The organism is Beggiatoa leptomitoformis (assembly GCF_001305575.3).
GTDB lineage: Bacteria > Pseudomonadota > Gammaproteobacteria > Beggiatoales > Beggiatoaceae > Beggiatoa > Beggiatoa leptomitoformis.
Genome location: NZ_CP012373.2, coordinates 2,107,514 through 2,134,361 on the forward strand (window position 1 = coordinate 2,107,514; position 26,848 = coordinate 2,134,361).

20 protein-coding genes and 1 tRNA gene are annotated in these 26,848 nt (G+C 40.0%); 13 read left to right on the forward strand and 8 right to left on the reverse strand.

Annotated features, from left to right (window positions below):
* Window position 1: 1 nt before the first annotated feature.
* From AL038_RS08850 to AL038_RS08860, 3 genes are all read left to right on the forward strand, one after another.
* Window positions 2-1,267 carry a PilN domain-containing protein gene (locus tag AL038_RS08850; RefSeq protein WP_062151918.1) on the forward strand — a complete coding sequence of 422 codons (1,266 nt, stop codon included), beginning with the start codon at window positions 2-4 and terminating at the stop codon, window positions 1,265-1,267.
* A gap of 307 nt (window positions 1,268-1,574) precedes the next feature.
* Window positions 1,575-2,387, forward strand: a complete 813-nt coding sequence (locus AL038_RS08855) for a C40 family peptidase (RefSeq protein ID WP_062151921.1) — start codon at window positions 1,575-1,577, stop codon at window positions 2,385-2,387.
* A 218-nt stretch (window positions 2,388-2,605) separates the two neighbouring features.
* Complete coding sequence (locus tag AL038_RS08860; protein ID WP_062151926.1) at window positions 2,606-3,208, forward strand: peroxiredoxin; 603 nt, start codon at window positions 2,606-2,608, stop codon at window positions 3,206-3,208.
* 69 nt (window positions 3,209-3,277) lie between these two features.
* On the opposite strand, the gene AL038_RS08865 is transcribed toward AL038_RS08860, so the two are convergent.
* Both AL038_RS08865 and AL038_RS08870 read right to left on the reverse strand, forming a co-directional pair.
* Window positions 3,278-5,122, reverse strand: coding sequence for a SpoIIE family protein phosphatase (locus tag AL038_RS08865; RefSeq protein ID WP_062151929.1), 1,845 nt, complete (start codon window positions 5,120-5,122; stop codon window positions 3,278-3,280).
* A 161-nt stretch (window positions 5,123-5,283) separates the two neighbouring features.
* Window positions 5,284-6,606: a DUF4189 domain-containing protein gene (locus tag AL038_RS08870; RefSeq protein WP_062151932.1), complete on the reverse strand. Its 1,323-nt coding sequence runs from the start codon at window positions 6,604-6,606 to the stop codon at window positions 5,284-5,286.
* Between the two features lie 375 nt (window positions 6,607-6,981).
* On the opposite strand from AL038_RS08870, the gene AL038_RS08875 reads away from it, so the two are divergent.
* The 4 genes from AL038_RS08875 (at window position 6,982) to AL038_RS08890 (ending at window position 9,852) form a co-directional block, all read left to right on the forward strand.
* Window positions 6,982-7,056, forward strand: a tRNA-OTHER gene (locus AL038_RS08875).
* 342 nt (window positions 7,057-7,398) lie between these two features.
* The gene (locus AL038_RS08880) at window positions 7,399-8,547 is read left to right on the forward strand and encodes a slipin family protein (RefSeq protein WP_201800148.1); all 1,149 of its coding nucleotides are present in this window, start codon (window positions 7,399-7,401) and stop codon (window positions 8,545-8,547) included.
* Between the two features lie 117 nt (window positions 8,548-8,664).
* Window positions 8,665-9,366: a YggS family pyridoxal phosphate-dependent enzyme gene (locus tag AL038_RS08885; protein WP_062151939.1), complete on the forward strand. Its 702-nt coding sequence runs from the start codon at window positions 8,665-8,667 to the stop codon at window positions 9,364-9,366.
* A gap of 15 nt (window positions 9,367-9,381) precedes the next feature.
* Window positions 9,382-9,852, forward strand: a complete 471-nt coding sequence (locus AL038_RS08890) for a CoA-binding protein (RefSeq protein WP_062151941.1) — start codon at window positions 9,382-9,384, stop codon at window positions 9,850-9,852.
* A 218-nt stretch (window positions 9,853-10,070) separates the two neighbouring features.
* On the opposite strand, the gene AL038_RS08895 is transcribed toward AL038_RS08890, so the two are convergent.
* The 3 genes from AL038_RS08895 to AL038_RS08905 form a co-directional block, all read right to left on the reverse strand.
* A complete protein-coding gene (locus tag AL038_RS08895) occupies window positions 10,071-11,591 on the reverse strand; it encodes an adenylate/guanylate cyclase domain-containing protein (protein ID WP_062151944.1) in 1,521 nt (506 codons plus the stop codon).
* Window positions 11,592-11,656: 65 nt separating this feature from the next.
* Complete coding sequence (locus AL038_RS08900) at window positions 11,657-12,001, reverse strand: PilZ domain-containing protein (RefSeq protein WP_062151948.1); 345 nt, start codon at window positions 11,999-12,001, stop codon at window positions 11,657-11,659.
* Window positions 12,002-12,033: 32 nt separating this feature from the next.
* A complete protein-coding gene (locus tag AL038_RS08905) occupies window positions 12,034-13,425 on the reverse strand; it encodes an ankyrin repeat domain-containing protein (RefSeq protein WP_062151951.1) in 1,392 nt (463 codons plus the stop codon).
* Between the two features lie 266 nt (window positions 13,426-13,691).
* Between AL038_RS08905 and AL038_RS08910 the strand changes: the two genes are divergently transcribed.
* A complete protein-coding gene (locus tag AL038_RS08910) occupies window positions 13,692-14,888 on the forward strand; it encodes a cytochrome c family protein (protein WP_062151954.1) in 1,197 nt (398 codons plus the stop codon).
* A 349-nt stretch (window positions 14,889-15,237) separates the two neighbouring features.
* Window positions 15,238-18,297: a M4 family metallopeptidase gene (locus AL038_RS08915; RefSeq protein ID WP_062151957.1), complete on the forward strand. Its 3,060-nt coding sequence runs from the start codon at window positions 15,238-15,240 to the stop codon at window positions 18,295-18,297.
* 87 nt (window positions 18,298-18,384) lie between these two features.
* Here the strand turns inward: AL038_RS08915 and pgi are convergent, their stop codons facing one another.
* Window positions 18,385-20,031: a glucose-6-phosphate isomerase gene (gene pgi, locus AL038_RS08920; RefSeq protein ID WP_062151960.1), complete on the reverse strand. Its 1,647-nt coding sequence runs from the start codon at window positions 20,029-20,031 to the stop codon at window positions 18,385-18,387.
* A gap of 138 nt (window positions 20,032-20,169) precedes the next feature.
* Between pgi and AL038_RS08925 the strand changes: the two genes are divergently transcribed.
* Complete coding sequence (locus tag AL038_RS08925) at window positions 20,170-20,790, forward strand: PilZ domain-containing protein (protein WP_062151963.1); 621 nt, start codon at window positions 20,170-20,172, stop codon at window positions 20,788-20,790.
* Window positions 20,791-21,081: 291 nt separating this feature from the next.
* Window positions 21,082-21,573 carry a bacterioferritin gene (gene bfr / locus AL038_RS08930; protein WP_062151966.1) on the forward strand — a complete coding sequence of 164 codons (492 nt, stop codon included), beginning with the start codon at window positions 21,082-21,084 and terminating at the stop codon, window positions 21,571-21,573.
* A gap of 105 nt (window positions 21,574-21,678) precedes the next feature.
* On the opposite strand, the gene AL038_RS08935 is transcribed toward bfr, so the two are convergent.
* Entirely contained in the window at window positions 21,679-22,413 is a 735-nt protein-coding gene (locus AL038_RS08935) for a lysophospholipid acyltransferase family protein (RefSeq protein ID WP_062151970.1), read from the reverse strand.
* On the reverse strand, window positions 22,406-23,809 hold the full coding sequence (purB, locus tag AL038_RS08940; protein ID WP_062151973.1) for an adenylosuccinate lyase: 1,404 nt from the start codon (window positions 23,807-23,809) through the stop codon (window positions 22,406-22,408). The genes AL038_RS08935 and purB overlap by 8 nt, the downstream gene beginning before the upstream one ends.
* A gap of 416 nt (window positions 23,810-24,225) precedes the next feature.
* Here purB and dsbD point away from each other — a divergent pair, with 416 nt between their 5' ends.
* Window positions 24,226-26,169: a protein-disulfide reductase DsbD gene (gene dsbD, locus AL038_RS08945; protein ID WP_062151975.1), complete on the forward strand. Its 1,944-nt coding sequence runs from the start codon at window positions 24,226-24,228 to the stop codon at window positions 26,167-26,169.
* Entirely contained in the window at window positions 26,166-26,792 is a 627-nt protein-coding gene (locus tag AL038_RS08950; RefSeq protein WP_236839368.1) for a TlpA family protein disulfide reductase, read from the forward strand. Before dsbD ends, AL038_RS08950 begins: the two co-directional genes overlap by 4 nt.
* Window positions 26,793-26,848 lie beyond the last annotated feature (56 nt).

Sequence of the window (26,848 nt, forward strand, 5' to 3'; positions counted from 1 at the left end):
TATGAAAATAAAAATACCTTCTTTTAAACGCAGTGCTTCCATAGTAAAAGCAGATATTTGTCTTATTATTCGTGGTAATACATTATTTCATGCAGAACGGCAAAACTTAATTGCCCAACATGATGAATCGTTACTAAAACTCACCGCCACTGAAATTGCCGAAGCCGCACGGCGACTATTACCCAATACAGACCGACAACAACGAATTGCGCTTGCCTTGCCGAATGACGAATTCGTCGCCATCAGCTTAAATTTACCCGCCATTGCACCCACTACGCTAAAAAATGCCGTCAACTTACAACTACCTACGCTATTACCCGGTGTAACCGACCCCTTATTACTTGCGGTACAACCCCAAACCCATAGCGGTGCAACGGTTGCTTTGTGGCTTTCTGCACAACGGGCGGAAGAACTATTTAATGCGTTTGAAAAAGAAGGTTTATTTCTGGCAGTTATTTTACCCCGCGCCTTGCTTGCCCTCCCTGCACCTGTAGAACAAGCCTGCCATCTCATTGACGAGGATGATGCGGCTATCACTGCAATAGAATGGTCAGGCAGTGCTATTCGTCGCTGGTTACATGTTCTAAAAGCAGATTGTGCGGATGCAGAATTCAACAAACAATTTCAAGCCAATTTATCCGCCTTAAACGATAAAAATGCCATTTACAAGGGAACAGCTAATGCGTGGGACAGTCTGCCCATGCCGCATAGCGTTGTTTATGGTTATGGCTTTATGCCCGCAGGCACGCAACGACGGACAAATATCCTAAATAACCAGAAAAAACGACGCACCATGATGATTGCGGCAGGTATAGTTGTTTTTCTAGGTATATTAGGAGTCGCCTATGCCATTCAGCGGGAATTACGTTTAGAACGTAAACTGGCTGAAGTAAAGGGTAAAACGATTGACGTGACACAATTACGCAATGAAGTTGTGGAAATTGAAGATTATCTTGCCCCTGTGAAAAACTTTCCACAACAGCATGTTACGGTTTTAATGAATAAGCTGAATGACTTAATCCCAAAAAACAGTTGGATATCAGGATTAAAAATAGAAACAGGGGTTGCAGAAGTTGAAGGTTATAGCCCAAATCCGCCTGCATTATTGGAAATTTTGACAAATAACCCAGAATTTACAGAGGTTTCTTTTATCCGTCCAACACAAAAAGAAGCGGATAAACTTGAAGAGCGATTTGGTATCCGTTTTAAATTAACAGGTGTTGATTTCCCAGCTTATTTAGCCGAATACTTCAAAGTAGAACAATAATTAAATCCGTCATATAGAAACTAACTACCTAATAATCATAGCAACCCATCGTGGTTGCTTTTTTATGCCTCACCCACTGCTTTGCTGTGGGTCTTTTTTTATCTGCATCAAAATTCATAGAATTTCAAAAACTGACAGAATTCAAAGATAAAAAAATATTCCCTACGTTTACACACATAGATACTGTGGTTTTATCCATTATATATCTTTTACCGACAGACATCGTTAGAATAATCAATAGGTATTGATACCTAAGATAACCTAAATTTATAATAAAACACTAAGTACAGGGAGAAGTTAAAAGAATATGTCTATCAATATGAAAGGAACAGTTTTCCTACTTATCCTTCTTTCGGGATTAACAACGGGATGTAGCCATTTAAGTGATATTCAAGAAACTAGCTTACAACCAGAATTACAACAGCTTGATTTCTCCGTTAGACAAGCAGATTTAAAAGCAGAATTAAATGATTTTCAACAAAGTAAATTGGTTGACCCTGTTGGTGCGTTCGCCTTTTCTTATGACTCTGTTGTCAGCACATTAGCTGAACAATCTGTTTCTATGGCCTATTTAAATATTCTTCAACAAACAGGGACAGAAAATAACTTTTCATACGATAAAGTGGTAGAAATTTTTGTCGACACACTAGGACAAATGGCTGAGGCAGAAGAAGAAAACCCCACACTTGCAGATGCTAATGATGCCCTCTCCTATTTGCAAGCGAGTCACTTACCACGCACAGCACGTATGAATCTAATTTTGACACAAGCCAATAAAGTGTTAGGAACACGGTATCGGTTTGGTGGAAAAACCCCCAGCAGTGGCTTTGATTGCAGTGGTTTAGTTTATTACGCACATAGCAAAATTGGCATTTCACTACCCCGCACAGCACACGACCAATATTTAGCCTCGCTTCCTGTCCAACATACCGATTTACAACCGGGTGATTTGGTTTTCTTTAAAACCAATCGTTCACGACGCATTAGTCATGTTGGTATTTATGTCGGCAATGACAAATTTATCCATGCACCATCACGTGGTAGAAACGTAACCGTTGATAGCCTGGCCAGTGGTTATTATGCTAAACGCTTTGTAAGAGGCGGACGGGTTATCAGCTAAAGGTAATAAATTCACTTGTGTCATAAAAAATAGCTATTGAGCAATATCTGATACAACACCATATTCAATGATGCGTTCGAAGAAATTTTTTAGACTGTATCTAAATCACATCAAAATGGTTACAATTGAAAGTGTGATATAACGCATGAGTGAGAAAAATCCTGAAAGCTTCAGGTTTTTGATTGCCATAACCTTTCTATAATCAAGGAGTTTGAATAATGACAGTTTTAGTTGGACACGCCGCCCCTGATTTCACAGCCGCCGCTGTTTTAGGCAATGGTCAAATCGACGATAATTTCAATCTGTCCGCGACTATCAAAGGGAAACCTGCGGTTATTTTCTTTTATCCCTTAGATTTTACATTTGTTTGCCCTACCGAATTGATCGCCTTTGACAAGCGTTTAGAAGAATTCAAAAAACGCAATGTGGAAGTAATTGGCGTTTCCATCGACTCCCATTTTAGCCATTTAGCATGGCGCAATACGCCCATTGAAAAGGGCGGCATTGGTTTGGTGAAATATACTTTAGTTGCTGACATCAATCACAGCATTGTCAAAAACTACGGTATTGAAGCGGCGGGTGGTGTTGCTTATCGTGCTTCTTTCCTTATCAACAAAGAAGGTAAAGTTGTTCACCAAGTTGTGAATGATTTGCCCTTAGGACGTAACGTCGACGAAATGTTACGTATGGTTGATGCGTTACAATTCTTTGAAGAAAATGGCGAAGTTTGCCCAGCAGGCTGGAAAAAAGGGGATGTGGGCATGAAAGGCTCACCCGAAGGTGTTGCCGATTACTTAAGTAAAAACACTGAAGCCTTATAAGTTTTTATAAGACACCCCTTGTTCCCTGTGCATCTAATTGATTAGTACAGGGAACAAGATTTGCGCAGCTCAATTGCAACGTTTAAGTACAACCAGCGTTATATCATCATAAACAGGGGCGTTACCAATATATTGGTTTAAATCATCCATAACCGCCTGCTGGATTAAAGACGCTGAAGCGTGTTTATACTCTTCTATGACCTGACACAAACGGTCAATGCCATAAAATTCCCCGTGTTCGTTCTCTGCTTCCGTAATCCCATCAGTAAATAAAACAATACCTTCTCCAATCGCCAACCGTATTTCGCATTCCTGCACGAATTCTGACATATCATCTTCTAATAAACCAATAACAAAACCCAATTCAAAAGTGTCTATTCTTTCTATCATTTTATCTTGGCGAAGAATCAACACCTCCTCATGCTGTCCCATCAGTCTAACTTTGCCGTCGAAATAATCTAACACCAACAAACTTAAATTTTTATCTGATTGCATACGACGCACATTTTGATACACCATCTGATTTAGCGCGTTCCAAATTTGTTTCGGTGCTTTAGTATCATTGACGAATAACGCGCGTAAGGCAGACTGCACCATCAACATGACAACCCCGCTTTCTAATCCATGTCCTGTTACATCGCCAATGCCACAAATAATATGCCCATTTTGTTGAAAAACATCACAATAATCTCCACCCACCTCTGTCGCTGTGTGCATAGATAAAGCAATTTCCAAATTAGAAAGTTGTTTTAACTCACTATTTTTTGGTAATACCATGTATTGAATACGGCGCGATACTTCTAATTCAGCCGACATACGCAGATTTTCTGTATGTAAACTGGTATTTAGTGCCATTATTTCAGTTTGTGACTGTTGCAGTGCATTCAACAATGTATTGACTTGCTTGGATAAGGTAGAAAACTCATCTTTGCCTAACGGACTAATTCGTTTGCTTAAATCTCCCGTTATACTGATTTCAGAGACTTCGTTAATCAGACAACTCAAGCGTTTTAATATCATTTGTTCTAATAAAAACAAAATAACAAATAAAAGAATTAATCCTATCGTTACAACCGCAATTAACATATAAGTCAGATTACGCTGTCCCGCTTGATACGTTTTTCGCGGCACTAATAAACGAATAATCAGCAATGGCTTACTATAAATATCAGGAATCGTTGTATAACCACCGATAAAGCCGTCCGATAATTCATTTGCATACTTAGTTTCTTCTGGCGTGATGTGTTGAAAAGCATCTCGAAAATCAATCGGTAGGTTATCAGAATGTACAGAATTAACCGTTAATGTATGCTGAATAATTTTAGATAAATCAAGCCAATAAGTTGCATCTAGCACTTTCCCAACAATTAAATGACCATTGGATACACCCTTGTTTTCCGTTGGATAAATTGGATAAGCTGCTATCAATAAGGGATTAGTTGGTAAACTTATCAAGCCCATTACACTTTCTTCTGCATTCCAAGGTAATTGCAATTGTCCATTCACGACTAATTGTTGTTGAAGTACATCCGATATATCCTCTTCTTTTAAACGCTCATGCCCAAACCCAAGACCATACACATACTTTCCTGATTTATTGAAAAACAGCATAAAATCAACATTACTGGTTTCCATCATCGAAAGCGTTAAATTAGAACTGATGTAGTTTGGATTGAGATCATCCACAAATTGATAGGTATCATCCCAAGTTGACCAAGAATAAAGCGTTTGATTAAAATGCGTTTGCGCATATTTTAGGACATATAAAAAATTGTCAATTTGCTGTACTGTTTCACGTCTTTCCGCTTGTTGAATATTAAGATATAAAATATGTGCAGAAAAAAAATAAAGGATTGTGATAGAAATAATCAGCGTTGATGCAATGGCAAGTAATGTTCTATTTCTTAGTTTCATAATTGCTCATTTTCATCCTAAAATCATTAGGATATTAAAACTATAACAGTGCCAAAGTCATAAGAATAATGGCTGAATTGTCCCATAGAGAGGGATACAAGAGAGAATTTTTTCATTCTTAAATAGATGATAAAAATCCCTCTGTTTACATATAACTACATCTATTTACTGCAAAAAGATTGCTGCAAACGACAATCCACGCTCCGCTCCTGACAATCACGCATTGCACGTTCTTCCGCTTCCAATTGCGTGTTATTCCATGCCCAACCGAAAATCGTCGCATCAGACGCTTTAGCTAACGCAATACAAGCATTATTTATCATGGATAATACCTGACAATCTTTCTTTGCCGTTAGGCTATTACAACGATTGTTTGCTTCCTGCTCGGCTTCTGCTTGAGAACTTTTTTGACTGGATAACCCGTGCATACCACTAGTCGTTGAATAAGCTAACGCACCATACGCATTAGGTTTTATTTCACTCTCTGTTGGTGAAACGGGTTCAGCAACAGGCTCGGCAGGTACTTCTTCTTCCGCATTGACTGAAGGCGTACCCATCTCCGTCGGTAAATCAATCCCATCAGTGGGTAAACGTACATCTACAACGTGCCAATTAATCACATCAACCCGCGCAAACACAACTGTAATTGCTTTACCCTCCACCTCTGTCGTTACTAAAAATGACGATATCCCATCGTAACTTAATTTAATTTTTTCCATTGAAGAATTAAGTGATTGCGCTTCTTTTTCAGGCACTTTTTCTGCCAACAATTTCTCCACCGTTTCAGGAACAATAAATTGATCAATTAAAGGTTCAAGCAACGGTTTTGCCATCGCAAAGGAAGTAGCCGCTTGCGCTGCCTCCCTAGGTGATGCACCACTATTCACGGGCGTTCCCTTAATCTCTTTATCAATTAAAGCAGATAACTGTGATTTTAGATTAAGTCGCAATGTCGGAAAATCAACATAGCTATTCAAGGTTGCCGCATCCCGCGCACTGTATGCTTTTTTCATATTCCACACAGTTAAATAAGGCGTGGCAAAAAATGCACCCGCCACAAGAATGACTAACAGGATGATACTGATAAAAACAACAGACCCTTTTTTACGTGGACTTTCTTCTGCGGTATTAAAAATATCCTCGCTGGTTGTTGCAGGCACTTTTTTTACAACCGCTCGTGATGATGGAATTTTTTTCGGGGTAGGGTTTTTTGGTGGTATTGCATCTGGTGTAACAACCGTATTAGGGGCAGTAATTGCCCGCACATAACAAATTGCACCCGCTTTATGAAAAGCTGTTTGATAACGTTTTGCGGTTACTTCATCCGCCTCTTTAAGCACCGTTATGGGTTTACCAGAAAAGAGTAATTCAATTTTTTCGGGTGATTGCTTGGTTATTTGCGCAAGCTGTATTTTTACCTGTTCTATGGTTTTTTCTTGCTGAATTTCACCACGAAAAACAACCTTATAGCGGGTTTCGGTCATGGGGCTATATCTCTACATCAATGGATTAACAGCGGTTCTTAATTATCTAGGAGATAAGCAGACAACTCAAGATTTCATCTAGTTTAGCAATGACATTTTGTACTTAAATTTTAAAACGCGAACACGCTTAAAATACGTTTTTTCGTTTAGGCGTTTGAAACCGATTTTATATTTAACATCTTCTCATCCCTTATTTTTATACCATCTATCGTTAAGACTGAATACATAGATTGTTTCAATACCCAATTTTCTGCATAATGGTCAGTGGGCAAAGGCTTATTTTATTATTCAGCTGCTTGGGTTCTGTATGCCCATCTGGCGCACTGTGTCTGCAAATTGACATGATGCGTACCGATAATAAAGTTCCTTTATCCCGTCCAATTAACTCAGTGGTAGAGTTTTAATTACTTGTTAATTAGGTCGCAGGTTCGACTCCTGCATTGGACACCACCTATGCTAGGTAGCTCATTTGGTAGAGCAGTTGACTTTTACTCAACCTGTAGTAGGTTCGATTCCTACCCTAAAATTCGGCAGTACCCGTGACTGTTCCCGTTATGAGTTAAATGGCTGGTTTAGCAGATAACGCATAACAGCCTGCACAGGTTTTGTGTGTTGGGCAAGATAGGATGTGCCGTTGTTCTTCCTCAATATTATGTAATGCTGTGGCGGTGCTTTTATCACCTTAGCAGACAGGCAATAATATTGTCGTTGTGCAATCGCCCCCCTGCACCAGCACCCACATTGTGCGGTGGAACAGCCACATTATTATTTTCAGTCAAACGGGGATAAGTCATGATGGTGTTATGGCGTAAATTTGTTGTACGCAAAAATGAACGCGGTTTGTTATTCAAAGACGGCGATTTTCAAGGGTTTTTAGAGGCAGGTACTTATACTTATTTTGACCCTACAAAGAAAATCACGGTAGAGGTTTTTAACCTTGCTAAACCTGAATTTGACCATCCGATGCTCGATTTTCTGCTTACCAAATATGCGGATGCCATGCAACAATATTGCATGAAGGTAGAGCTAAATAATCAACAAGTTGCGCTGATTCGGAAAAATGGCGTTGTAACTGATATTTTATTTCCCACCACTCGCCAACTGTATTGGAAAGGCTTAATTACCGTTGAAGCTGATATCATTGATATTAGTGAGAACTATGAAATTCCGCATGAAAAGGCGACAATGTTAATTTACGCGAAAAATGCGCCGTTAGCTTCCCGTCTAAGTACCGCAATTTATAGTCCTATTGTTCCTGAATATCATGTTGGTATTTTAACGGTTGACGGAAAGCGGTTAAAACTTTTGGATGTAGGGCTTTACGCCTATTGGACATTTAACCGTCGCATTGCTGTTGATATTGTGGACACCCGTCAGCAAGAAACTGAAATTGCAGGACAAGAAATTCTGACTAAAGATAAAGTAACCTTGCGTATTAATTTATCCGCTAGTTACCAAATTACGGATTATTTAAAACTGAGTTTAGCATTGGCTAAACCAATTGATTTTATTTATAAAGAATTGCAGTTTGGTTTACGTGCGGCGGTAGGCACACGCACCCTTGATGAACTGTTAGAAAACAAAACCATGATTGATGACCAAGTATTCGCGCATATTCAGGCAAAAACGACGGATTTAGGCATTGTTGTGCATAGTGTTGGCGTTAAAGATATTATTCTCCCCGGTGAAATGAAAACCATTTTGAGTAAAGTTGTTGAAGCAGAAAAAGTTGCACAGGCAAATTTAATTCGCCGTCGTGAAGAAACTGCGGCTACCCGCTCATTACTCAATACAGCGAAAGTGATGGAAGACAATCCAACCGCATTACGTTTAAAAGAGTTGGAAACCTTGGAAAAAGTCACGGAAAAAGTGGGCAGTATTTCTGTTTATGGCGGATTAGAAGGCTTGTTGAAAGAGTTGGTTAAAATTCGCGCTAGCTAGACAAAAGGTATTAACAACGGATTGAATGCGTATCCAACGGATATTCATTTAATCCATTTACAAAAAAATACCTGCTAACCCACAAGATAAATCATTCAGTATCATCCTTATATCACTATGTCCAGCATTGCCGATACATTAACCCATGTTCGCCAACAAATTTTAATGGCAGAACGCCAATTTAATCGCCCCGCTAACAGCGTACAACTGCTTGCGGTGAGTAAAATGCAACCTAAAACAGCCATTATTAATGCTATTAAAGCAGGGCAAACTTGTTTTGGGGAAAATTATGTACAAGAAGCCGTTGAAAAAATTCAAGCCTTACGCGTAGATTATCCACAAGTAGAATGGCATTTTATCGGCGCATTACAAACCAATAAAACCCGTGTGATTGCAACCCATTTTCATTGGGTACATACCTTAGATAATCTAAAACAGGCCAAACGCTTAAGCGAGCAAAGACCGCAAATACTGCCACCGCTACAAGTGTGTATTCAGGTTAATATCAGTGCTGAGCCGCAAAAAGCAGGCGTAAGTGTGGCAGATGTTCCCGCGTTAGCCTTAGCAATTCAGACCTTGCCGAATATAAAATTGCGCGGTTTAATGGCAATTCCTGCACCTGCTGCCGACTTTACAACCCAATGCCAACCCTTTCATTTATTGAATGAAATGTTACAACAATTACAAGCACAAGGCTTGTCTTTAGATACGCTATCAATGGGAATGACAGATGATATGCAAGCCGCGATTGCACAAGGGGCGACTATCGTCCGCATTGGTACGGCTATTTTTGGGGCGCGTTCTGCAAAAACTGAATAAATAAGGGGAGATAATATGGATGATGTCCAAAGTTTACGCCGTATTTTAAAAGCCTATAAAACGGTTGCTATTGTTGGGTTGTCTAATAATTGGTATAGACCCAGTTACTTTGCTGCAAAATATCTGCAAAAACAGGGTTATCAGGTAATTCCTGTTAATCCTATTTATACAGAAGTTTTGGGCGAAATCTGTTACCCTGATTTACAATCTATTCCCTACCCTATTGATATTGTAGATTGTTTCCGTAAAGCAGAAGAAATTCCCGCCCTCACTGAGCAGGCTATCGCCATTGGTGCAAAAGTCTTGTGGATGCAATTAGGAATTATTGATGAGGTTTCTGCTGCAAAAGCACGGAATGCGGGTTTAGACGTGGTAATGAATCGTTGCATGAAAATTGAGTATGCCCGTTTATTTGGCGGTTTAAATTTTATGGGTGTGAATACTAAAGTGATTTCAGCAAAACGTCCGTTGTGGTTGCCTTATTGAATTCTTTTGCTTTAAACGCGGTTATCCGTTTTTCTCGCCTATAAAACGAAAGACTGTTTAAATCACAATTTACAGAACTACCAGAATTTTTGGGATTAAAAAGCGAAAAATTAATACTTCTGTCTCCGTCAATTCTGGTTTAAACATATAGCGACATTGTTGTTTTAAGTAGTATTATTCAGCAATAATCTTTTTTTAAATAACAAGTCCGACTTATTTTATAACAAGATATCTACCAACGTTTTACTCTGTAACAAGTAAGTTGCCATATCCCCTTTCCCTTTTATCGCAATTGTGCCACGCGATTGAAATTGATACTTATCTTTCAAACGCAAATAAGTGCTTTCTGTCACTTGAATGGTATTGACTAATCCATGTGATTCCATACGGCTGGCTGTATTGACCGTATCGCCCCATAAGTCATAAATAAATTTTTTCACACCAATAACACCCGCAACCACAGGCCCTGTATTGATACCGATGCGAATACTTAATGGTGTGCCTTGTCGTCCGCTAAACGTTTGCACATCACGCAACATGTCTAATGCCATATTGGCAACAGCTTCAACATGTTCGTCACTAGGCACAGGTAAGCCACCAACGACCATATAGGCATCGCCAATCGTTTTGATTTTTTCTAGCCCGTGGTGTTCTGCTAAGTGGTCAAAGGTAGTAAAAAGTTGGTTAAGCAACTCTACCATTTCTGCGGGAGGCGTTTGTGCAGATAGTTGGGTAAAACCAACAATATCCGCAAATAAAACCGTTGCTTCGGGAAAGCTTTCAGCAATCGGATAAACACCTTGTTTAAGTTGGGTTGCAATTGGAATAGGTAGAATATTTAGGAGCAGTTTTTCTGCTTGTGTATTGGCTTCACACAATTCATTGACAACCGTGGTTAATTGTTTTTCACGGTCTTTAATGTCACTAACTTGTTCAACAAGACGTTTTGCCATGTTGTTGAAGGTTCGCATTACGTCACCCAGTTCGTCACAGCGTTGTGTGCGGAGTAGCTTGATATTGGGTGCATCATTTGTCACTTCGCTAATACTGGTTAGCGCGGTACGCAGTTGTAAAATAGGGTTAATAACGAGGATAGCTAACACAAAAAGCATAGAAACCGTCACAAATAAGCAGATAATCACTACTAACCCTGCAATACGCCACACAAATCCTTCTACTTCTTCGTTGACTTTTTGGGCAGAAATACGCAGAACAAGGATAATACTACCCAATGATTGGCAAGGCATGGCGTGGACGTTAGGAATGTAACGACAATGTTGTTCGGCAAGGGCTTTAGCAAGGGAGTCGTGACGACTATTGGGTTGAACAGGGAGAGCAACATCGTAACGGGTGTTATCAACAGTCCGTTGGCGATAGGGTTCTATGATATTGTTGATTGTATTGAATGCTAATTGTGGTTGCTCACCAAATTGGCTTAATTGTTTGCCTGTTTGATTATAAAGCGTCCCGCCTAAAATGGGGAAATCGGGGGCTAACATTTGGGCTTTTTCTAGGATTTCTGCCGCGCTGGTATGTGCTTCACTAAAACGTGCAACCGCATCTAATGTTGCAATGCTGACTTGTTCTAACTGGTTCATCACTTCATATTCACGACGCACCGTAGAGGGCCATAAAATAATTATTTCAATAATAACAATACTAACAAATACCCAGAGAGCTATACGGGAAGACAGTCGCGCGCGCAACAAGTTTAAGAAATTGAGTAAAAGACGTGGCATAGGAATATTGCCTGAGTGGCTGTTGCGTGATGCTGAAAAGCAAAGTTTATTACCTGTTATGTGTGTTAATCATTAAAACCCAAGACTTCACTAACGTCATCAATAAGATACAAGTCATCAGGTTCTATTGTCACAAAGTGACAGCCAACTAATTGTAATTTAGGATTAATATCGGGTTTTTCCCAGCGAACTTCTACTGTTACATCGAGAAAAGGTTTGGAGATGTTTTCATCTTCAGGGAGCTTGATTCGTATGTGATAAATGCCGTGCATGGTGAGGGGCTTATCTGTAATAATCAAAATACCCTCTTTAGAAATATCGCCTAAATGCCCTATTAGTTCTTGAGTCGCTAAATTTACAATGTCTAAATATAAAAATAGATGCCGCCGATTAGGATGTGTACTATGCATAACATACCTTCAATGCTTATTTTATAAAGAAATTAAGGAAAAAACTTTTTCTCTGCACGTTCAAAACCACCCAATAATTTAATAATTTCTTTTGCATCCGTTTCTGCTTGTTTGCGCGCATCGGAAACAGTTTCACCTGTTAGATTAGAAACTTCTCCCCAACAGGCAAAAGCGAGTTCTAAAACAGTTTGTCCTTTGGGGGAACGTTGCGTTAAATCCGCGCCTTTTTCTAATAGTAATTTTACATTGTGCAAGGAATAAGCCGCAATTGCTGCAAAAATAGGCGTGTAACCTTCTTCATCGGGTAGATTAATATCCACCCCTTGGTCTAATAAAGCACGTAAAACGGTATCATTTTTTGTGCAAGAAGCCGCATGAAACAAGACACGTGAACGGCGCACGCCCGTCCCTTTCTTCAGCAGATAGTCTGCCATGCGTGCATCACCATTGCGCGCCGCTAACCCTAATGGCATTAAACCTTTAGCATTTTTTGCCTCAATATTTGCGCCATGTTGAATGAGTAATTCCATGAGTAAAAAATAATCGTTATTTACCGCTAGATGTAACGCTGTTTGTGTTTCTACATCAGTAGTTAGTGCATTTACATCAACGCCAGATTGTATCAACAAGAGTGCGACATCACGCAAACGGCTTTCTTTCATATCCCTTTCTTGATTCACTGCTCGATAAGCAACGAGATAATGTAAGGCGTTATATCCCGGCTCTTGGTCAGTCACATTAGGATTTGCGCCTTTATTCAGTAGCAACTGGATGGTTTTTAAGTCTTTTGTGTATTTACTGACTAACAATAAGGGGGTGCGTGCTTGATTAACAATATTTTTATCTTCGTTGTCTTTGGGCTGTTCCGTCAGTTTATTGACATCATCACCTGCACCTAACAACACATCAACCAGTTCAAACAAGCCCAATTTAGCTGCTGTATGAATCGGAAACTCGCCATTTGCATTAGTAATATTTAAATCTGCATGATGGGCAAGTAGTAAACGTACAACTTCACGCCGTCTTTTACGATATTCTAAAAATTGCTCGGGGGTTTTATTCGCAATTTCACGCACATCCCCTTCAATGGCAAAATGTAATGGACTTTGTTCTTTACAAATAGCATCCACATCAGCCCCTTGTTCTAGCAAATACTTCACTAATTCAACACGTGCTGTTGATACCGCATCGTGTAACAGGGTTTTATCTTCCCAATTTCTACAAAAAACGTAATTTTTATTAAATTGGAGATAGGCCTGAATTTTTGCTAAATCGCCCTGCCTAACCGCATGGAGTGCGTTAATAAATACATAATTAGGAGGGCTATCTAATGCTTCGGGGGAAAACTCGTGAACCTCTTCAGTTATCTCTATATCATCATTATTTTTTGTTACTAAATTTTTTATTTTTTTTAGAAAACTCATACTATTATCCTCCAAAAAACTAAATTTAATATAACACGTTATCGCTTTATTATGACGTGATAATTACGCTTCAAAATGTTTATTCTGATACAAATAGGTCATTAGACATATAAAATAATAGCAAATAGTTTGTTATAACGACTGACAACCGTGATGTCCGCTATTTCCAGATATGAACAGTTTTTGCATTGTTACACCAGAGAGACATTTTTTAACGAAACAGTATAACTTTATTAACTACATAACAACAATGTTGGGAGTTACCCATGCTACGCACCAGATTAACTATTTTATATCAACTGGTTATAAAGGGGGGAGTACTGCTTTTTTGCCTGTTTGGACCAACAAACATTCATGCAACACCCACAACGCTAGACCCACACCAATTATCCACAGCAATTTGTGGGGCTTGTCATCAAGATATTTTTGCACAATGGCAAAGCTCTATGCACGCCCAAAGTACGGCATTGAGTGACCCTGTACATGGGGGGATTTATAAAGAAGTTGTCGGTAGCCCAACGACGGAAGGGATTACTTTAAAAGGCGCGTATCCTGTTTGTTTAAACTGTCACGCGCCCAATGCGGCACTTGTCACCAAAACAAAACTTGATGATGCCAACTATCACGAAGGCGTGAGCTGCGTCACCTGCCACACCGCCAAACACTTTAAAGGCATTTTTGACGACAAAGGCGCGGTTTTATTTGGCATACAAACCTATTTATTATCCAACACCCATTTACAAAGCCCTTCAGGGCGTTACCTTGCACCCGAGCTAGATGCAACCCATCCATTCCCAATGGAACCCAATCAAACGATGCTACGAACCAGCCAAGTCTGTGTTGGGTGTCATAGTCAATTTCATGTACTAGCGAGTGAACCCAATACGCAACCAACGCCTACCTGTCAATCTTGTCACATGCCAAAAATCAACGAATCAACTCACCATGCGATTGCAGGCGGACATAGTGAAGTTATGATTAAACGTGCGGTTATCGTGACCTTAGAAACGCAAGCAGAGGGAAAAACGTTAAAAACACAAGTGCATTTGCAAAACATTCTGCCACATTATTTTCCTGACGGCTCACCCTTACGCAATGCCTATTTAAAACTCACGGCATACAGCAAAGAAGGTCAATTAGTTTGGCATAATTTCCAATCTTTTCCACCTGTTGATACCGACGACCCACAAGCCTTTTTATCCTTAATTGTGGTGAATGAAACAGGTGACGTGCAACCTATTTTGCCGCATCAAATTACAGAGAAGGATATCAGAAGTGATACCCGTTTACGTCCTTACGAAAAACGGACACTACGTTATGAAATAACGGCTGATAACATCACCGTCATTCGTGCGGAGTTAATTTATAACTTATTACCCTATGATGTTATTAATAAGTTTACAGAACTAACAGGTGATTTAACAAACCCTGTTGTGGCAGGAATGGCAGAAATACGGTTTTAAACGGATTTGATTGGCGAAATGCCAACATGATTTACCCTGTTTTTTTAGGCTTCTTGCAATAGTATGAAATAGGTGAATAACGGATAACATCGCTTGAAACGGTGGTATCCGTTTTTTTTTGCAAAAATTCTGGCATTTTTATTTTTAAAACAATATATTAGATAATAAATATCACATTGTGCACGCTATTCTAAGTAAATTTTTAAAAAATAGAAAGATAGCATCATTACTTATATTTTACCGTTTACATAACACTCATAATGAAAACGGTTTGTAAGCCTTATAAACCGTGCTGTTCCATTCTTTATTACTCTCTCTTAATAACACAATACCTAAAGGAAAAATTATCATGCCTATCACCTTGCCCAATACGGGCATTAGTGGGTTGGTAATCATGGCTTTATTGACATCTGCCGAATTATTCGCCGCAACGCCTAATGAACTAGCGCGTAGCTTATCTGAAACCCGTGCCACACTCGCCCGAACAACACGTGCAGCACCGTATGCACCCACAGAAACACCGCTAAAATACTCACCACTATACAGCCCGCTACGCTCAAGTAACCCCATTAATATTCAATGGAATAAAAATGGTACGCCCCGAGAAATTAAAGGCGGTATCTTACAAACGGCCAACACGATTTCTGCAAATAGTTTACAAACACGGAGCGGAAAAACCACACAAAACGAAACAACCGCACGGGATTTTTTACGGATTAACCGTTTTCTATTAAAAATTCAAAACCCCGACCAAGAGTTTGCATTACACCAAGTACAATACGACACACTCAACAGTAATACCCGCTTACGCTTTACCCAACAATACGCAGGGTTAGAAGTGTGGCCCGCAGAGATTGGTGTACGCCTTGATGCACAAGGTAACGTAGTGATGATGAATGGTATTTATGCAGCAACACCACGTCATCCGCTCAATGTCACCCCGCAAATAAGCGCGGAACAAGCACGTAATCAGGTGATGTCTAGCTATCCTGTTGATACACAAGCGACACAGCCCGTGTTGATTATTTACGCAACCGTTGACCAAGAACCGCGTCTTGCTTGGCGTTTTCAAGTACTAGCCCGGTTAGACCAACGAATAATGGTAGTAGTTGATGCACTGAGTGCTAAGGTATTAGCTGAATTTAATCAAATTCATGGTGCAGCCGTAACAGGTTCTGGGCAAGACTTAACAGGACAAGTACGCACGATTAATGTATTCGAAAAGGAGGGGCGTTATGTGCTTAATGACACCAGCAAGCCCATGTTTGCCCAATATGGTTTAACTGAACCCGACGTTAATTTAGGAACAATCCTTATTTATGACGCGCAACATGCGGATGCTGAAATTGTTCAACCAAGCATACTATCTTCTACAACCAATAATAACTTTTTAGCTGATGGTGTTAGTGCGGCTTACAATATCTCTGAAGTCTATGATTATTTTCTACAAAAGCAGGAACGGAATTCAATTAATGGTCAAGGCGGTTCAATTATCGGTATCGTGCGCGTAGGTGAAAACTACGATAACGCCTTTTGGAATGGGAGTGCGATGTATTTTGGTGATGCGAGACCTTACGCTGCCTCATCAGATGTAGTAGGTCACGAATTAACCCACGGAGTTGTTGAATATAGTGCGGGCTTGGTTTATGAAGGTCAATCGGGTGCATTAAACGAAGCCTTTGCTGATATTTTCGGCGAAATGACACAAACGCGCACGCAAGGACAACCCGATTGGATTATAGGCGGGCAAGAGCTGGGAGTAACCATTCGCAGCTTCACCAATCCTGAAGCTTATGACCAACCGTCAACGATGAGTAGCTATCAAACACTACCCAATACAGAAGATGGGGATAATGGTGGTGTGCATATTAACAGTGGCATTATTAACCATGCGTTTTACCTGTTAAGTGTCGGGCTTAATGATGCTATTGGGACGGAAGCTGCTGCTAAGATTTTCTATCGCGCGCTCACTCAATACTTAACCCGTAATTCACAATTTACAGATGCCCGTCTTGCGGCAATAAACGCGGCTCATGACTTATATGGTCAAAATGCTATTGAAGCACAAAAAGTTGCTGAGGCTTTTGATGCCGTTGGTTTGCTTGCAGACAACCCCACAACCCCTTCACCCACATCATTTAACCCTGTAAGCGAAGCTCCAGATGCCTTGTTATCGGCTTGTTTAACCAGCACTGGGGACACAAAATTATGTCGCTATGACACCAATCTTGGAGATACCGAACCCGTTATTTTATCCACATCAAGTATTAAACCATTAAAACGGGTTAGTATTCAAGGTGATGGAAGCATGGCGGTTTTTATTAACGCAAATGACGACCTTTGCTTTATAGAAATTAATAATGGTCAAGAAGCCTGTGCAGGATTTGACGATGTTCATTCAGTTACCATGTCACCCGATGGCAATCGTTACGCCTTAACGTTTTATGACAATAATTACAGGATAACCAATCAAATAGTTGTCATTGATTTAACCACGAATGAAGCAAATAAAATCTTTACCATTAAAGCCCCTGCACTTGACGGCTCTGAACCAACGGATACCATTTCAGGCGTGGATACGCTGGTATTCAGTTCAGACAGTAAAACTATCCTATTTGATGCACAAAATCTAATACGGACAGCAGAAGGTGAAACGATTGGTTTATGGGGAATTTACTCGCTAAATATCAATTCGAGCAAAGTACTCAGCGTGGTTAAACCCACAAATGGTCAAGATATTGGTTTTCCTCATTTAAGTAAAACCAGCGATAACTTTATCACCTACGATATTTACAACACCGCAACAGATAAACTCCAAGTTCACACCCTAAACCTAAACAATGGAAAAGATGGTTTAATCGCTGAATATGTTGGCAGCTATAGTTTTCCTACCTACAATGGCGACGACAGCAGCATTGTTTACATGATGCCAGATGAAAATGCCCTATTCGGCTCTTTAGGCTATCAACTCATCACACAACACATTGCAACCGACCGACTAACGCCACAAGGTGAGCCACAAAGCTGGCTAAACAATACAGGAACACCCAACTTATACCGTCAAGGGACTTTCGTTGGACAACTGCCTGTTGCTGCTTACTTTGACTTACAAACAAGCGTTTTACGTGCATGGGTTACTTATGCAGACCAACTGATTCAAGGGGATATGAAACTTGTTGAAATAGATAGCAACGGTTTCTGGTTTCAACTATTGAATGCACAACCAACAGGCACTGTATCTGAAGGCGTGACAGGAACACTCACCAACGACATACTTTCCATACCGCGTGCATCGATTACGAATGCCGATGGCAACACCAGCTATTGGAATATAACACTACAACTGCATATAAAAGATGGAAATATCTACTTTTACATGCCAAACGACAGTATGCAAGCAACTGAATAACCCCGCTCCACTCCTAAAACATTAAAAAACAGCACGGATACCACCGCTCTAAGCGGTGTTATCCATTACATGCTGAGAACTAAAAAATCACACCAAGCGGGTTTTAATATAATTCAATAACCCATCAGTAGAAGAATTATAGCCTTGACTAGGCTTAGTATTTTTCAACTCTGTTAAAAATGTACTTGCCATCTGTTTACCCAACTCAACCCCCCACTGGTCAAACGCATTAATTCCCCAACACACGCTTTGTACAAAGGTTTTATGCTCATACAACGCGATTAATGCCCCTAATACCTGTGGAGTGAGTTTCTGATAAACCAACGTATTTGACGGCTGATTACCTTTAAAAACTCGATGCGGAATTGCTGCCTCTAATGCCTCAGCTTGTAACCCCGTCACCTGCAAAGTTTCGCGCGTTTCTGCGACTGTTCGCCCCTGCATTAAAACATGTGCTTGCGCAAGGGCATTAGATAAAACCGCAAACTGATGTTCACCTAAACTATGCTGGCTTTCAATCGCTACCAAAAAATCGGCAGGGACAAGTTGCGTCCCTTGATGAAGTAATTGATAAAACGCATGTTGTCCATTATTCCCCAATGTTCCCCACGAGATTGGACAAGTTGCATAATCTACATTTATCCCTTGTTTAGTAACCTGTTTACCTAGACTTTCCATTACCAACTGTTGCAAATAAGCGGGAAAATGCTCTAATGCGACATCATAAGGTAAAATCACATGCGTATTTGCTGACCAAAAACTACTATACCAAACGCCCAATAAACCCAAGATAACAGGCATATTTTCTGCTAATGGCGCGCTTGCAAAATGCCTATCCATCGCATGTGCGCCCGCCAGTAACTGCTCAAAATTATCCATACCAATCATGACCGCAATTGACAACCCAATTGCCGACCATAGCGAATAGCGTCCGCCCACCCACCCCCAAAACTCGAACATATTCGCCGTATCAATTCCAAAGTCTTGCACTAATTGGGTATTTGTACTCACTGCGACAAAATGCCGTGCGACTGCCATCGGTGTGCCTAATTTCTCAATGAGCCAACGGCGCGCACTATGTGCATTTAACAGCGTTTCTTGTGTGGAAAATGTTTTAGACGCGACGATAAATAAGGTTGTTTCAGGATTACAATCTGCCAAAATTTCGGCTAATTGTGTGCTATCCGCATTCGACACAAAATATGCACGCAATGGTTGAATATGAAAAGCTTTTAATGCGCGCACTACCATCAAAGGGCCTAAATCTGAACCACCGATACCAATATTCACTAAGGTATCAATCCGTTTTCCTGTATAGCCTAACCATTTTCCCTGATTGACGGTTTCACTAAACTGACGCATTTTTGCCAATACCGCATTGACCGCAGGCATAACATCTTTGTTATCAACCAAAATAGGATATTGAGAATGATTACGTAATGCGGTATGTAACGCTGCGCGCTGTTCCGTGTTATTAACGTTATCTCCCTGAAACAACTGTTCAATTCGGCTTTCTAACGCTACTTTTCTTGCTAAATCGAGCAACAAGTTAAACGTTTCACCAGTGAGATGGTTTTTAGAAAAATCGAGAAATAATCCACATGCACTCAAAGAGTATTTTACAAATCGCTGTGGGTCTTGAGCGAATAAATCGCGCAGATGTACGGCTGTTAAAGTGCGTTGATGTGTTTGTAAAGCCTGCCAAATAGGGGTATGACTTATAAGTGTGGACATGGTTGATAAATAAGTGATGAGTTGCTAATGAGTAACAAAAGTAAAAGATATTCTTGATAAGCACAGAATAATAAGGTTAAGGTTATATTAATTGTAACTTTTAAACATCAGGATAAAACAGCATTAAGCGAGGTTATTATGAAAGAACGCCGTCAATTTAAACGACAAGTATTAGTCATGTTTTTACATCTCTTTGATTCTGAAACAGGGAAAGTCTTAGGCTATCTGGGCGACATTTCCAGCAATGGCTTATTACTTATCAGTGAAACGCCTATAGATGTTGGTAAAAAAGTAATTATTGGCATTCGCTTACAAAAGTTAGAAGCTGATTTACATTATGTGGATATGACAACAGACAAACATATCTGCTGTATGGCGCAAAGCCGTTGGGTAGGAAAAGTTGACCACGAATTATATGCAACAGGATTTATGCTACTTGAACCGCCTGACAATGTGGTTGCAGAAATTCAAACGATTATCAAACGCATCGGTAAAGAAGAGGGAGACGAAACAGCAGCCGAAACACATAAGTATATTGACGCAATGTTACACCTTGATAAAACCCTTACCCACGATGAGCGCGTTGCCATTGCTCATGATATTCAAGAATTACAAGGCGTTGCATTCGTCTCATTTCAAGACAATTTACCACACGTCCTCATTGTCGAACACAATACAGAAGAAATCAGCGCGGATGCCATTTTGAAACATTTAATTGGCCAACAAATTCAAGCGGAATTGGTGACGATTAAGGTCTAATGACGAAAGCAGTCTGAACAAATTCGTAGAGTGATGAAAATAAACAGGTTATGTTATTCCCGCGTTTATATTTTATACGCATAAGAATCTAGCCCTGACAGGTAAAACGTGCGTTTCTCGCGGGAATGAACTGCTTTTGCAAACCATCGAGTAAAAAAGCGGAATCATCTACTTATTTTTAATGTACTCGCCATCATGACAAAATACCGCTAATCACCCATTATATGTAATAATTACCCCGTTGAAGACCGTTCTTCAATCACATACAAAAAACTGAAGAAGGAGCACGTGATGCAAGGTGACAATGGCGTTATTAAACACTTAAACCACTTACTAGCGGGTGAATTAACCGCGATTGACCAATACCTGATTCATTCTCGGATGTATCACAATTGGGGTTATCATCGCTTGTATGAAAAAAGCCATCATGAAATGTTAGAAGAAATGGAACATGCTGATTGGCTGATTAAACGAATTCTCTTTTTAGAAGGTATGCCCGATTTATCCGTGCGTCATGGCTTAAATGTCGGTAAAACAGTTCCAGACATGTTAAACAGTGACTTAGCGTTAGAATACAGCGTGGTCAAAGAATTAAAAACCGTCATTGCCTACTGCGAATCGGTAAAAGACTATGTTACCCGCGAAATGCTGGAACAGATGTTAGATGATACTGAAGAAGACCATGCTTACTGGTTAGAAAAACAACTGAGTTTGATTAAACACATTGGCCTACAGAACTATTTACAAGCCTGTATGGGCGATGAGTCTGCTACATCAACCTAATAAAATGTAGGGGCGAATTTATTCGCCTGTCGTCTGAAGCAAGATACCCTTAATCAAGTAACACTTCTGACAAAAAGCGAATAAATTCGCCCCTGCAATTACTGACTATTCAAACAAATATGCGTACTGCGTAAAGGCACGACGACGAATTTCAGCTAAAGTCTTTTCCTGAAAAGTAGGGTCGCGCTTATCAGGCAAGCCCTCGATTTTTTCATACACCATTTCTAACCGCGCAAACGGAAACGGCAATACAAACCTGTCCCAACTCTTCAAGTGCATTCCCCAAAAAGATTTTTTACCTTGCGCCAAATTAACGTAGGTAAAATACACATGCCCATCCGCCGCCCGCGCACACATCGCAACCCCCTGTTTAGGCTCTAATGCAGGCCCTTTAGGGCCATCAAACGTTACCCCGACAGGTACTCTTTGCCGAATAAACCCTAATAACTCCCGTAAACCGTCACTCGCCCGATTTGACGAAGACCCACGCGCCGTAGAAAACCCCCGTTGATGCAACAAATGGGTAATTAACTCCCCATCCTTGCTCGAACTGGCTAAAAAAGCACAAGGTTTACCATCATAAGCCAATAAAAAAACTAATAAATGCAAATGTGGACCCGCAAAAATTGGGCAATGTCCCGCTTCAATATCCGCAAAAACAGCTTCAATCCCCGTTTTTTGAATGCGTACCGTTTTCAATAAAAACCAATAGTAAGCATAAACAAGATGATACGCCACGAAAAACTTTAAGCGTTTTTTATCCTGCAAAATCTGCCAACTGTTTTGCCATTGTTGGCGGATTCGTTGCCACACACTGCGATTTGCATTCAATTCAGGCATATTTTGTCGTTTTTTGTTTTACTCTATCAATAATTGCCTGCGCTTGCGCGGTAGCATTACCGATATAAGTTGCAGGGGTCATCGTCAATAACCGCTCTTTTTCCGCATCAGGAATTTCTAAGGCTTTAATAAACGCCTGTAATCGTGCTTGATCTATTGTTCGCCCACGGGTTAACGCCTTTAACTTTTCATAGGGCTGCTCCACTTGATAGCGGCGCATAACCGTTTGAATAGGTTCAGCTAATACCTCAAAGTTATTTTCTAAATCCGCCCGCAACAACGCTTCATTAATTTCTAATTTTGCCACGCCTTTTAAACATGATTCATAAGCAATCACACTGTGCGCAAACCCCACGCCCAATGTCCGTAACACGGTGGAATCGGTTAAATCCCGTTGCCAGCGCGAAATCGGCAATTTATTTGCCAAATGTTCCATTAACGCATTCGCAACGCCTAAATTACCTTCAGCATTTTCAAAATCAATGGGATTAACCTTGTGAGGCATGGTAGAAGAACCCACTTCACCCTCAACTAACCGCTGTTTGAAATAACCGAGCGAAATATAACCCCAAATATCACGACAAAAATCCATCAAAATCGTATTAAATCGCGCCAACGCATTAAATAATTCCGCAATATAATCATGTGGCTCAATTTGTGTTGTGTACGGATTCCACGCAAGCCCCAGTTGCATGACAAAATCTTCAGCAAAACTTTCCCAATCTAACTGCGGATAAGCCGCTAAATGCGCATTATAATTACCCACCGCACCGTTCATCTTGCCAAATAATGGCACTTGCATAAATAATTCACGCTGACGATGTAAACGATAAACGACATTAGCAATTTCTTTTCCCAATGTAGTTGGTGAAGCAGGTTGCCCATGCGTCCGCGATAACATAGGAATACTCGCGTATTTAATCGCTAAATGACTTAATACATCGATGATTTGTGTCAATAATGGCGCAATCACCGTTTTCCGTGCATCACGTAACATTAAGGCGTAAGACAGATTATTAATATCTTCAGACGTGCACGCAAAGTGAATAAATTCATTAAGAGCCACTAATTCAGGAACATCTGCGATTTTTTCTTTTAAAAAGTACTCAACCGCTTTTACGTCATGATTAGTTTTAGTTTCAATGTCTTTAACTCTTTGTGCATCACTCAAAGACAAATGATGGACTAACTCGTCTAAAAACGCCGTTGCTTCTGTACTTAATGGCGGAACTTCTGTGATTTCTGGCACACTCGCCAAATATTGCAACCAACGCACTTCAACTTGCACCCGATAACGAATTAAACCAAATTCGCTAAAAATGGGTTGTAACGCAAGGGTTTTATGATGATAACGCCCATCAACTGGCGAAATAGCAGTAAGTGGAGTCAACTCCATGTAGTGACTATCCTATAAAAGTTAAAATTGAAGAAAAATGAGAAAATATTTAAGAATAAGGTTTATTTTTTAAACGTTTTTAGAAAAATCCAGCGTTAAAAATTATAAAATTAAATAGTTATATAACCGCTATAATTTAATTTGCAGAAAAATAAATATTAAAACACGCTATAAAGATAATTTTATCTCACTCACCAATAATATTGAATGCGCAATTTTCATGATTGATTGTAAGCGAGACATCATAAAAAGTGTTATCAAATCACACAAATCATCCGCTTTATCTATCCAATTAATAAATATAAACCCTAAGCACTTACTCAAATAGCAATAACGATTAAACACTTTTTGATTGAAGGATAATCCCCTATCCTCCATATTAAAAACAACTTTCTACGATACCCTTAAAAATACTCATGCGTACTCATTTTTTTGCTTATTTATGCTACTTATCTTTTAGCGTGTGGATGGGCATAGCCGTTGCTAATCCACCGACTTTAAACGATATGTTGCAACAATCCAAACATAATAGTAAACCAGCAGATAATGGTTTGCAGCCTTTAGCAAATGGTATTCCACCCGCCAGTGAAACAGCAACCCAACCCGCCTTGAATGAAGAAGAGGATTTTTTAGACCCTGAAAAAGCCTTTTTTTTAACCGTCACGACCATTAATCACCAAACAGTACGGGCAACATGGCTGGTTGCAGAAGGTTATTATTTATACGCGCAAAAAATGCACTTTGTTGCAGATAATGCGAGCATTGGCAATATTGCCTTACCCCCCAGTAAAACTAAAGATGACCCGCTGTTTGGGAAAGTGCAAGTCTATGAGCAAACAGAAGTCATTATTACATTAACCTTAGAAAATATCCGCAGTCACACACTCAATTTACAAGTAGATTATCAAGGCTGTGCCACCGCAGGCTTATGTTATCCACCAATGAGTAAAACACTTAGCCTTGTTTTGCCCGCTCCCACCACGCCAGCAGAAACCATCACACCTGTCTCAACCCCAACAGCGGTTACACCCGCATTGCCTAACTTGTCCGAACAAGACCAAATCGCTCAAGCCTTGATGCAAGATAATATTTTTTATACGTTATTGCTATTTTTTGGTTTTGGTTTGTTGCTGTCTTTTACCCCTTGTGTTTTTCCCATGATTCCCATTTTATCCAGCATAATCGTGGGACAAGGTAAGCAATTATCGACACGTTCAGCGTTTTTATTATCGCTCATTTATGTTTTAGCAATGGCACTCACCTATACGGTCGCGGGTGTATTTGCAGGAATGGTAGGGGAAAATTTACAAGCCGCTTTTCAAGAACCCATTGTTTTAATTGTTTTCGCGTTGATATTTGTCGCGCTTGCGTTTTCTATGTTTGGCTTTTACGACTTACAAATGCCCAATGCGTTACAAAGCAAATTAACCGAATTAAGCAATCATCAACAAGGTGGGACATGGATTGGTGTTGCTATGATGGGATTTTTTTCCGCACTTATCGTTGGTCCTTGTGTTGCTGCGCCATTAGCGGGCATTTTAATTTATATCAGCCAAACAGGTGATGCGGTATTTGGGGGATTAGCTTTATTTTCATTAAGTTTAGGGATGGGAATACCTTTATTAATTATTGGGACTTCTGCGGGACAATTATTACCCCGCGCAGGTTTATGGATGGACGCGATAAAAAACGTATTTGGTGTGTTATTACTGGCAACTGCTTGGTGGTTATTAGAACGTTTATTAGCTGATTTTATTGTATTAATGGGATGGGCAACTTTACTGATTGTCTCTGCTGTTTATATGGGTGCCTTAGACAGTTTACAGGCAGGCATGTCACATTGGCGACGTTTATGGAAAGGTATTGGCGTTATTTTCTTGGTGTATGGGGTTTTATTGATGATAGCCGCCAGCCAAGGCGGACAAGCCGTTTTATATCCTTTACGCTTACAAAACGGTAGTACTTCCACCGCGACAATAAACTCATCAGGCTTGAGTTTTCAAACTGTTAAAGGCATAGAAGGATTAAATCAAGCCCTTGCAATGGCTAAACAAGCAGGAAAACCCGTTATGTTTGATTTTTATGCAGATTGGTGCGTTTCTTGTAAGGAAATGGAAGCCTTTACTTTTACCGATAGAAATGTGCAAGAAAGTCTTAAAGATTTTGTATTATTACAAGCAGATGTCACTGCAAATGATGCGCAAGATAAAGCCCTATACAAACAATTTGGCATTTTTGGCCCCCCTGCGATTCTTTTTTATGGCTCCGACGGCATAGAAAAACGTGCTTATCGTGTTGTTGGATTTACACCTGCAAACACATTTTTTAATCATATAGAACGGTTTAAACAAACATTATGAAACAATTTCTATCTTTATTGATACTGGCCGCCATTATTGCAAGCATGAGTGGTTATTTATCTTATCAGTACTTAAACCATGCGAATACTGACATGTCCCTAGAAACCAGTGAAGATGACCACGTCAATTTATTATTGCGCACAGCGCGGGCAGAGACGGCAACACAGCGTCCTGATTTTAGCCTACCTGATTTGCAAGGAAAACAGCGGAAAAATAGTGAATGGGACGGAAAAGTTGTCATTCTCAACTTTTGGGCAACTTGGTGTCCGCCGTGTATTCAAGAAATTCCTATGTTCATGCACTTACAACGCACTTATGCAGAGCAAGGATTACAAATTGTTGGCATTGCGATTGATGAAGCTGAAGCCGTTACTGAGTTTAATACCAGCCTAAAAATGAATTATCCGATTTTGTTGGGCGAAGAGGCGGGCGTGAATTTGTCAAAAAGTTTGGGCAATAACATCGGTGCGCTACCGTTTACCGTTTTTATTGACCCACAAGGCAATATTATTACACGTCATATTGGCGAGTTAGATGAGGAACAAACGCTAAAAATCTTACGTCCTTTTTTAACATCAAAAACAACGCGTCCATCGACAAGTGTTCCCGCTCAGTTGTTATAGCAACGGCTGGATTAATCCGTTGCGCATAATCCTTGCAAAACTATCGGAATCAGGAT

What these genes read in the sequence shown, in the direction of transcription:
- dsbD (WP_062151975.1), top strand. Translation starts at nt 24,226, where the DNA reads ATGCGTACTCATTTTTTTGCTTATTTATGCTACTTATCTTTTAGCGTG.
- AL038_RS08850 (WP_062151918.1), top strand. Translation starts at nt 2, where the DNA reads ATGAAAATAAAAATACCTTCTTTTAAACGCAGTGCTTCCATAGTAAAA.
- AL038_RS08915 (WP_062151957.1), top strand. Translation starts at nt 15,238, where the DNA reads ATGCCTATCACCTTGCCCAATACGGGCATTAGTGGGTTGGTAATCATG.
- AL038_RS08905 (WP_062151951.1), bottom strand. Translation starts at nt 13,425, where the DNA reads ATGAGTTTTCTAAAAAAAATAAAAAATTTAGTAACAAAAAATAATGAT.
- AL038_RS08865 (WP_062151929.1), bottom strand. Translation starts at nt 5,122, where the DNA reads ATGAAACTAAGAAATAGAACATTACTTGCCATTGCATCAACGCTGATT.
- purB (WP_062151973.1), bottom strand. Translation starts at nt 23,809, where the DNA reads ATGGAGTTGACTCCACTTACTGCTATTTCGCCAGTTGATGGGCGTTAT.
- AL038_RS08890 (WP_062151941.1), top strand. Translation starts at nt 9,382, where the DNA reads ATGGATGATGTCCAAAGTTTACGCCGTATTTTAAAAGCCTATAAAACG.
- AL038_RS08910 (WP_062151954.1), top strand. Translation starts at nt 13,692, where the DNA reads ATGCTACGCACCAGATTAACTATTTTATATCAACTGGTTATAAAGGGG.
- AL038_RS08855 (WP_062151921.1), top strand. Translation starts at nt 1,575, where the DNA reads ATGTCTATCAATATGAAAGGAACAGTTTTCCTACTTATCCTTCTTTCG.
- AL038_RS08880 (WP_201800148.1), top strand. Translation starts at nt 7,399, where the DNA reads ATGATGGTGTTATGGCGTAAATTTGTTGTACGCAAAAATGAACGCGGT.
- bfr (WP_062151966.1), top strand. Translation starts at nt 21,082, where the DNA reads ATGCAAGGTGACAATGGCGTTATTAAACACTTAAACCACTTACTAGCG.
- AL038_RS08895 (WP_062151944.1), bottom strand. Translation starts at nt 11,591, where the DNA reads ATGCCACGTCTTTTACTCAATTTCTTAAACTTGTTGCGCGCGCGACTG.
- AL038_RS08870 (WP_062151932.1), bottom strand. Translation starts at nt 6,606, where the DNA reads ATGACCGAAACCCGCTATAAGGTTGTTTTTCGTGGTGAAATTCAGCAA.
- AL038_RS08935 (WP_062151970.1), bottom strand. Translation starts at nt 22,413, where the DNA reads ATGCCTGAATTGAATGCAAATCGCAGTGTGTGGCAACGAATCCGCCAA.
- AL038_RS08925 (WP_062151963.1), top strand. Translation starts at nt 20,170, where the DNA reads ATGAAAGAACGCCGTCAATTTAAACGACAAGTATTAGTCATGTTTTTA.
- AL038_RS08885 (WP_062151939.1), top strand. Translation starts at nt 8,665, where the DNA reads ATGTCCAGCATTGCCGATACATTAACCCATGTTCGCCAACAAATTTTA.
- pgi (WP_062151960.1), bottom strand. Translation starts at nt 20,031, where the DNA reads ATGTCCACACTTATAAGTCATACCCCTATTTGGCAGGCTTTACAAACA.
- AL038_RS08860 (WP_062151926.1), top strand. Translation starts at nt 2,606, where the DNA reads ATGACAGTTTTAGTTGGACACGCCGCCCCTGATTTCACAGCCGCCGCT.
- AL038_RS08950 (WP_236839368.1), top strand. Translation starts at nt 26,166, where the DNA reads ATGAAACAATTTCTATCTTTATTGATACTGGCCGCCATTATTGCAAGC.
- AL038_RS08900 (WP_062151948.1), bottom strand. Translation starts at nt 12,001, where the DNA reads ATGCATAGTACACATCCTAATCGGCGGCATCTATTTTTATATTTAGAC.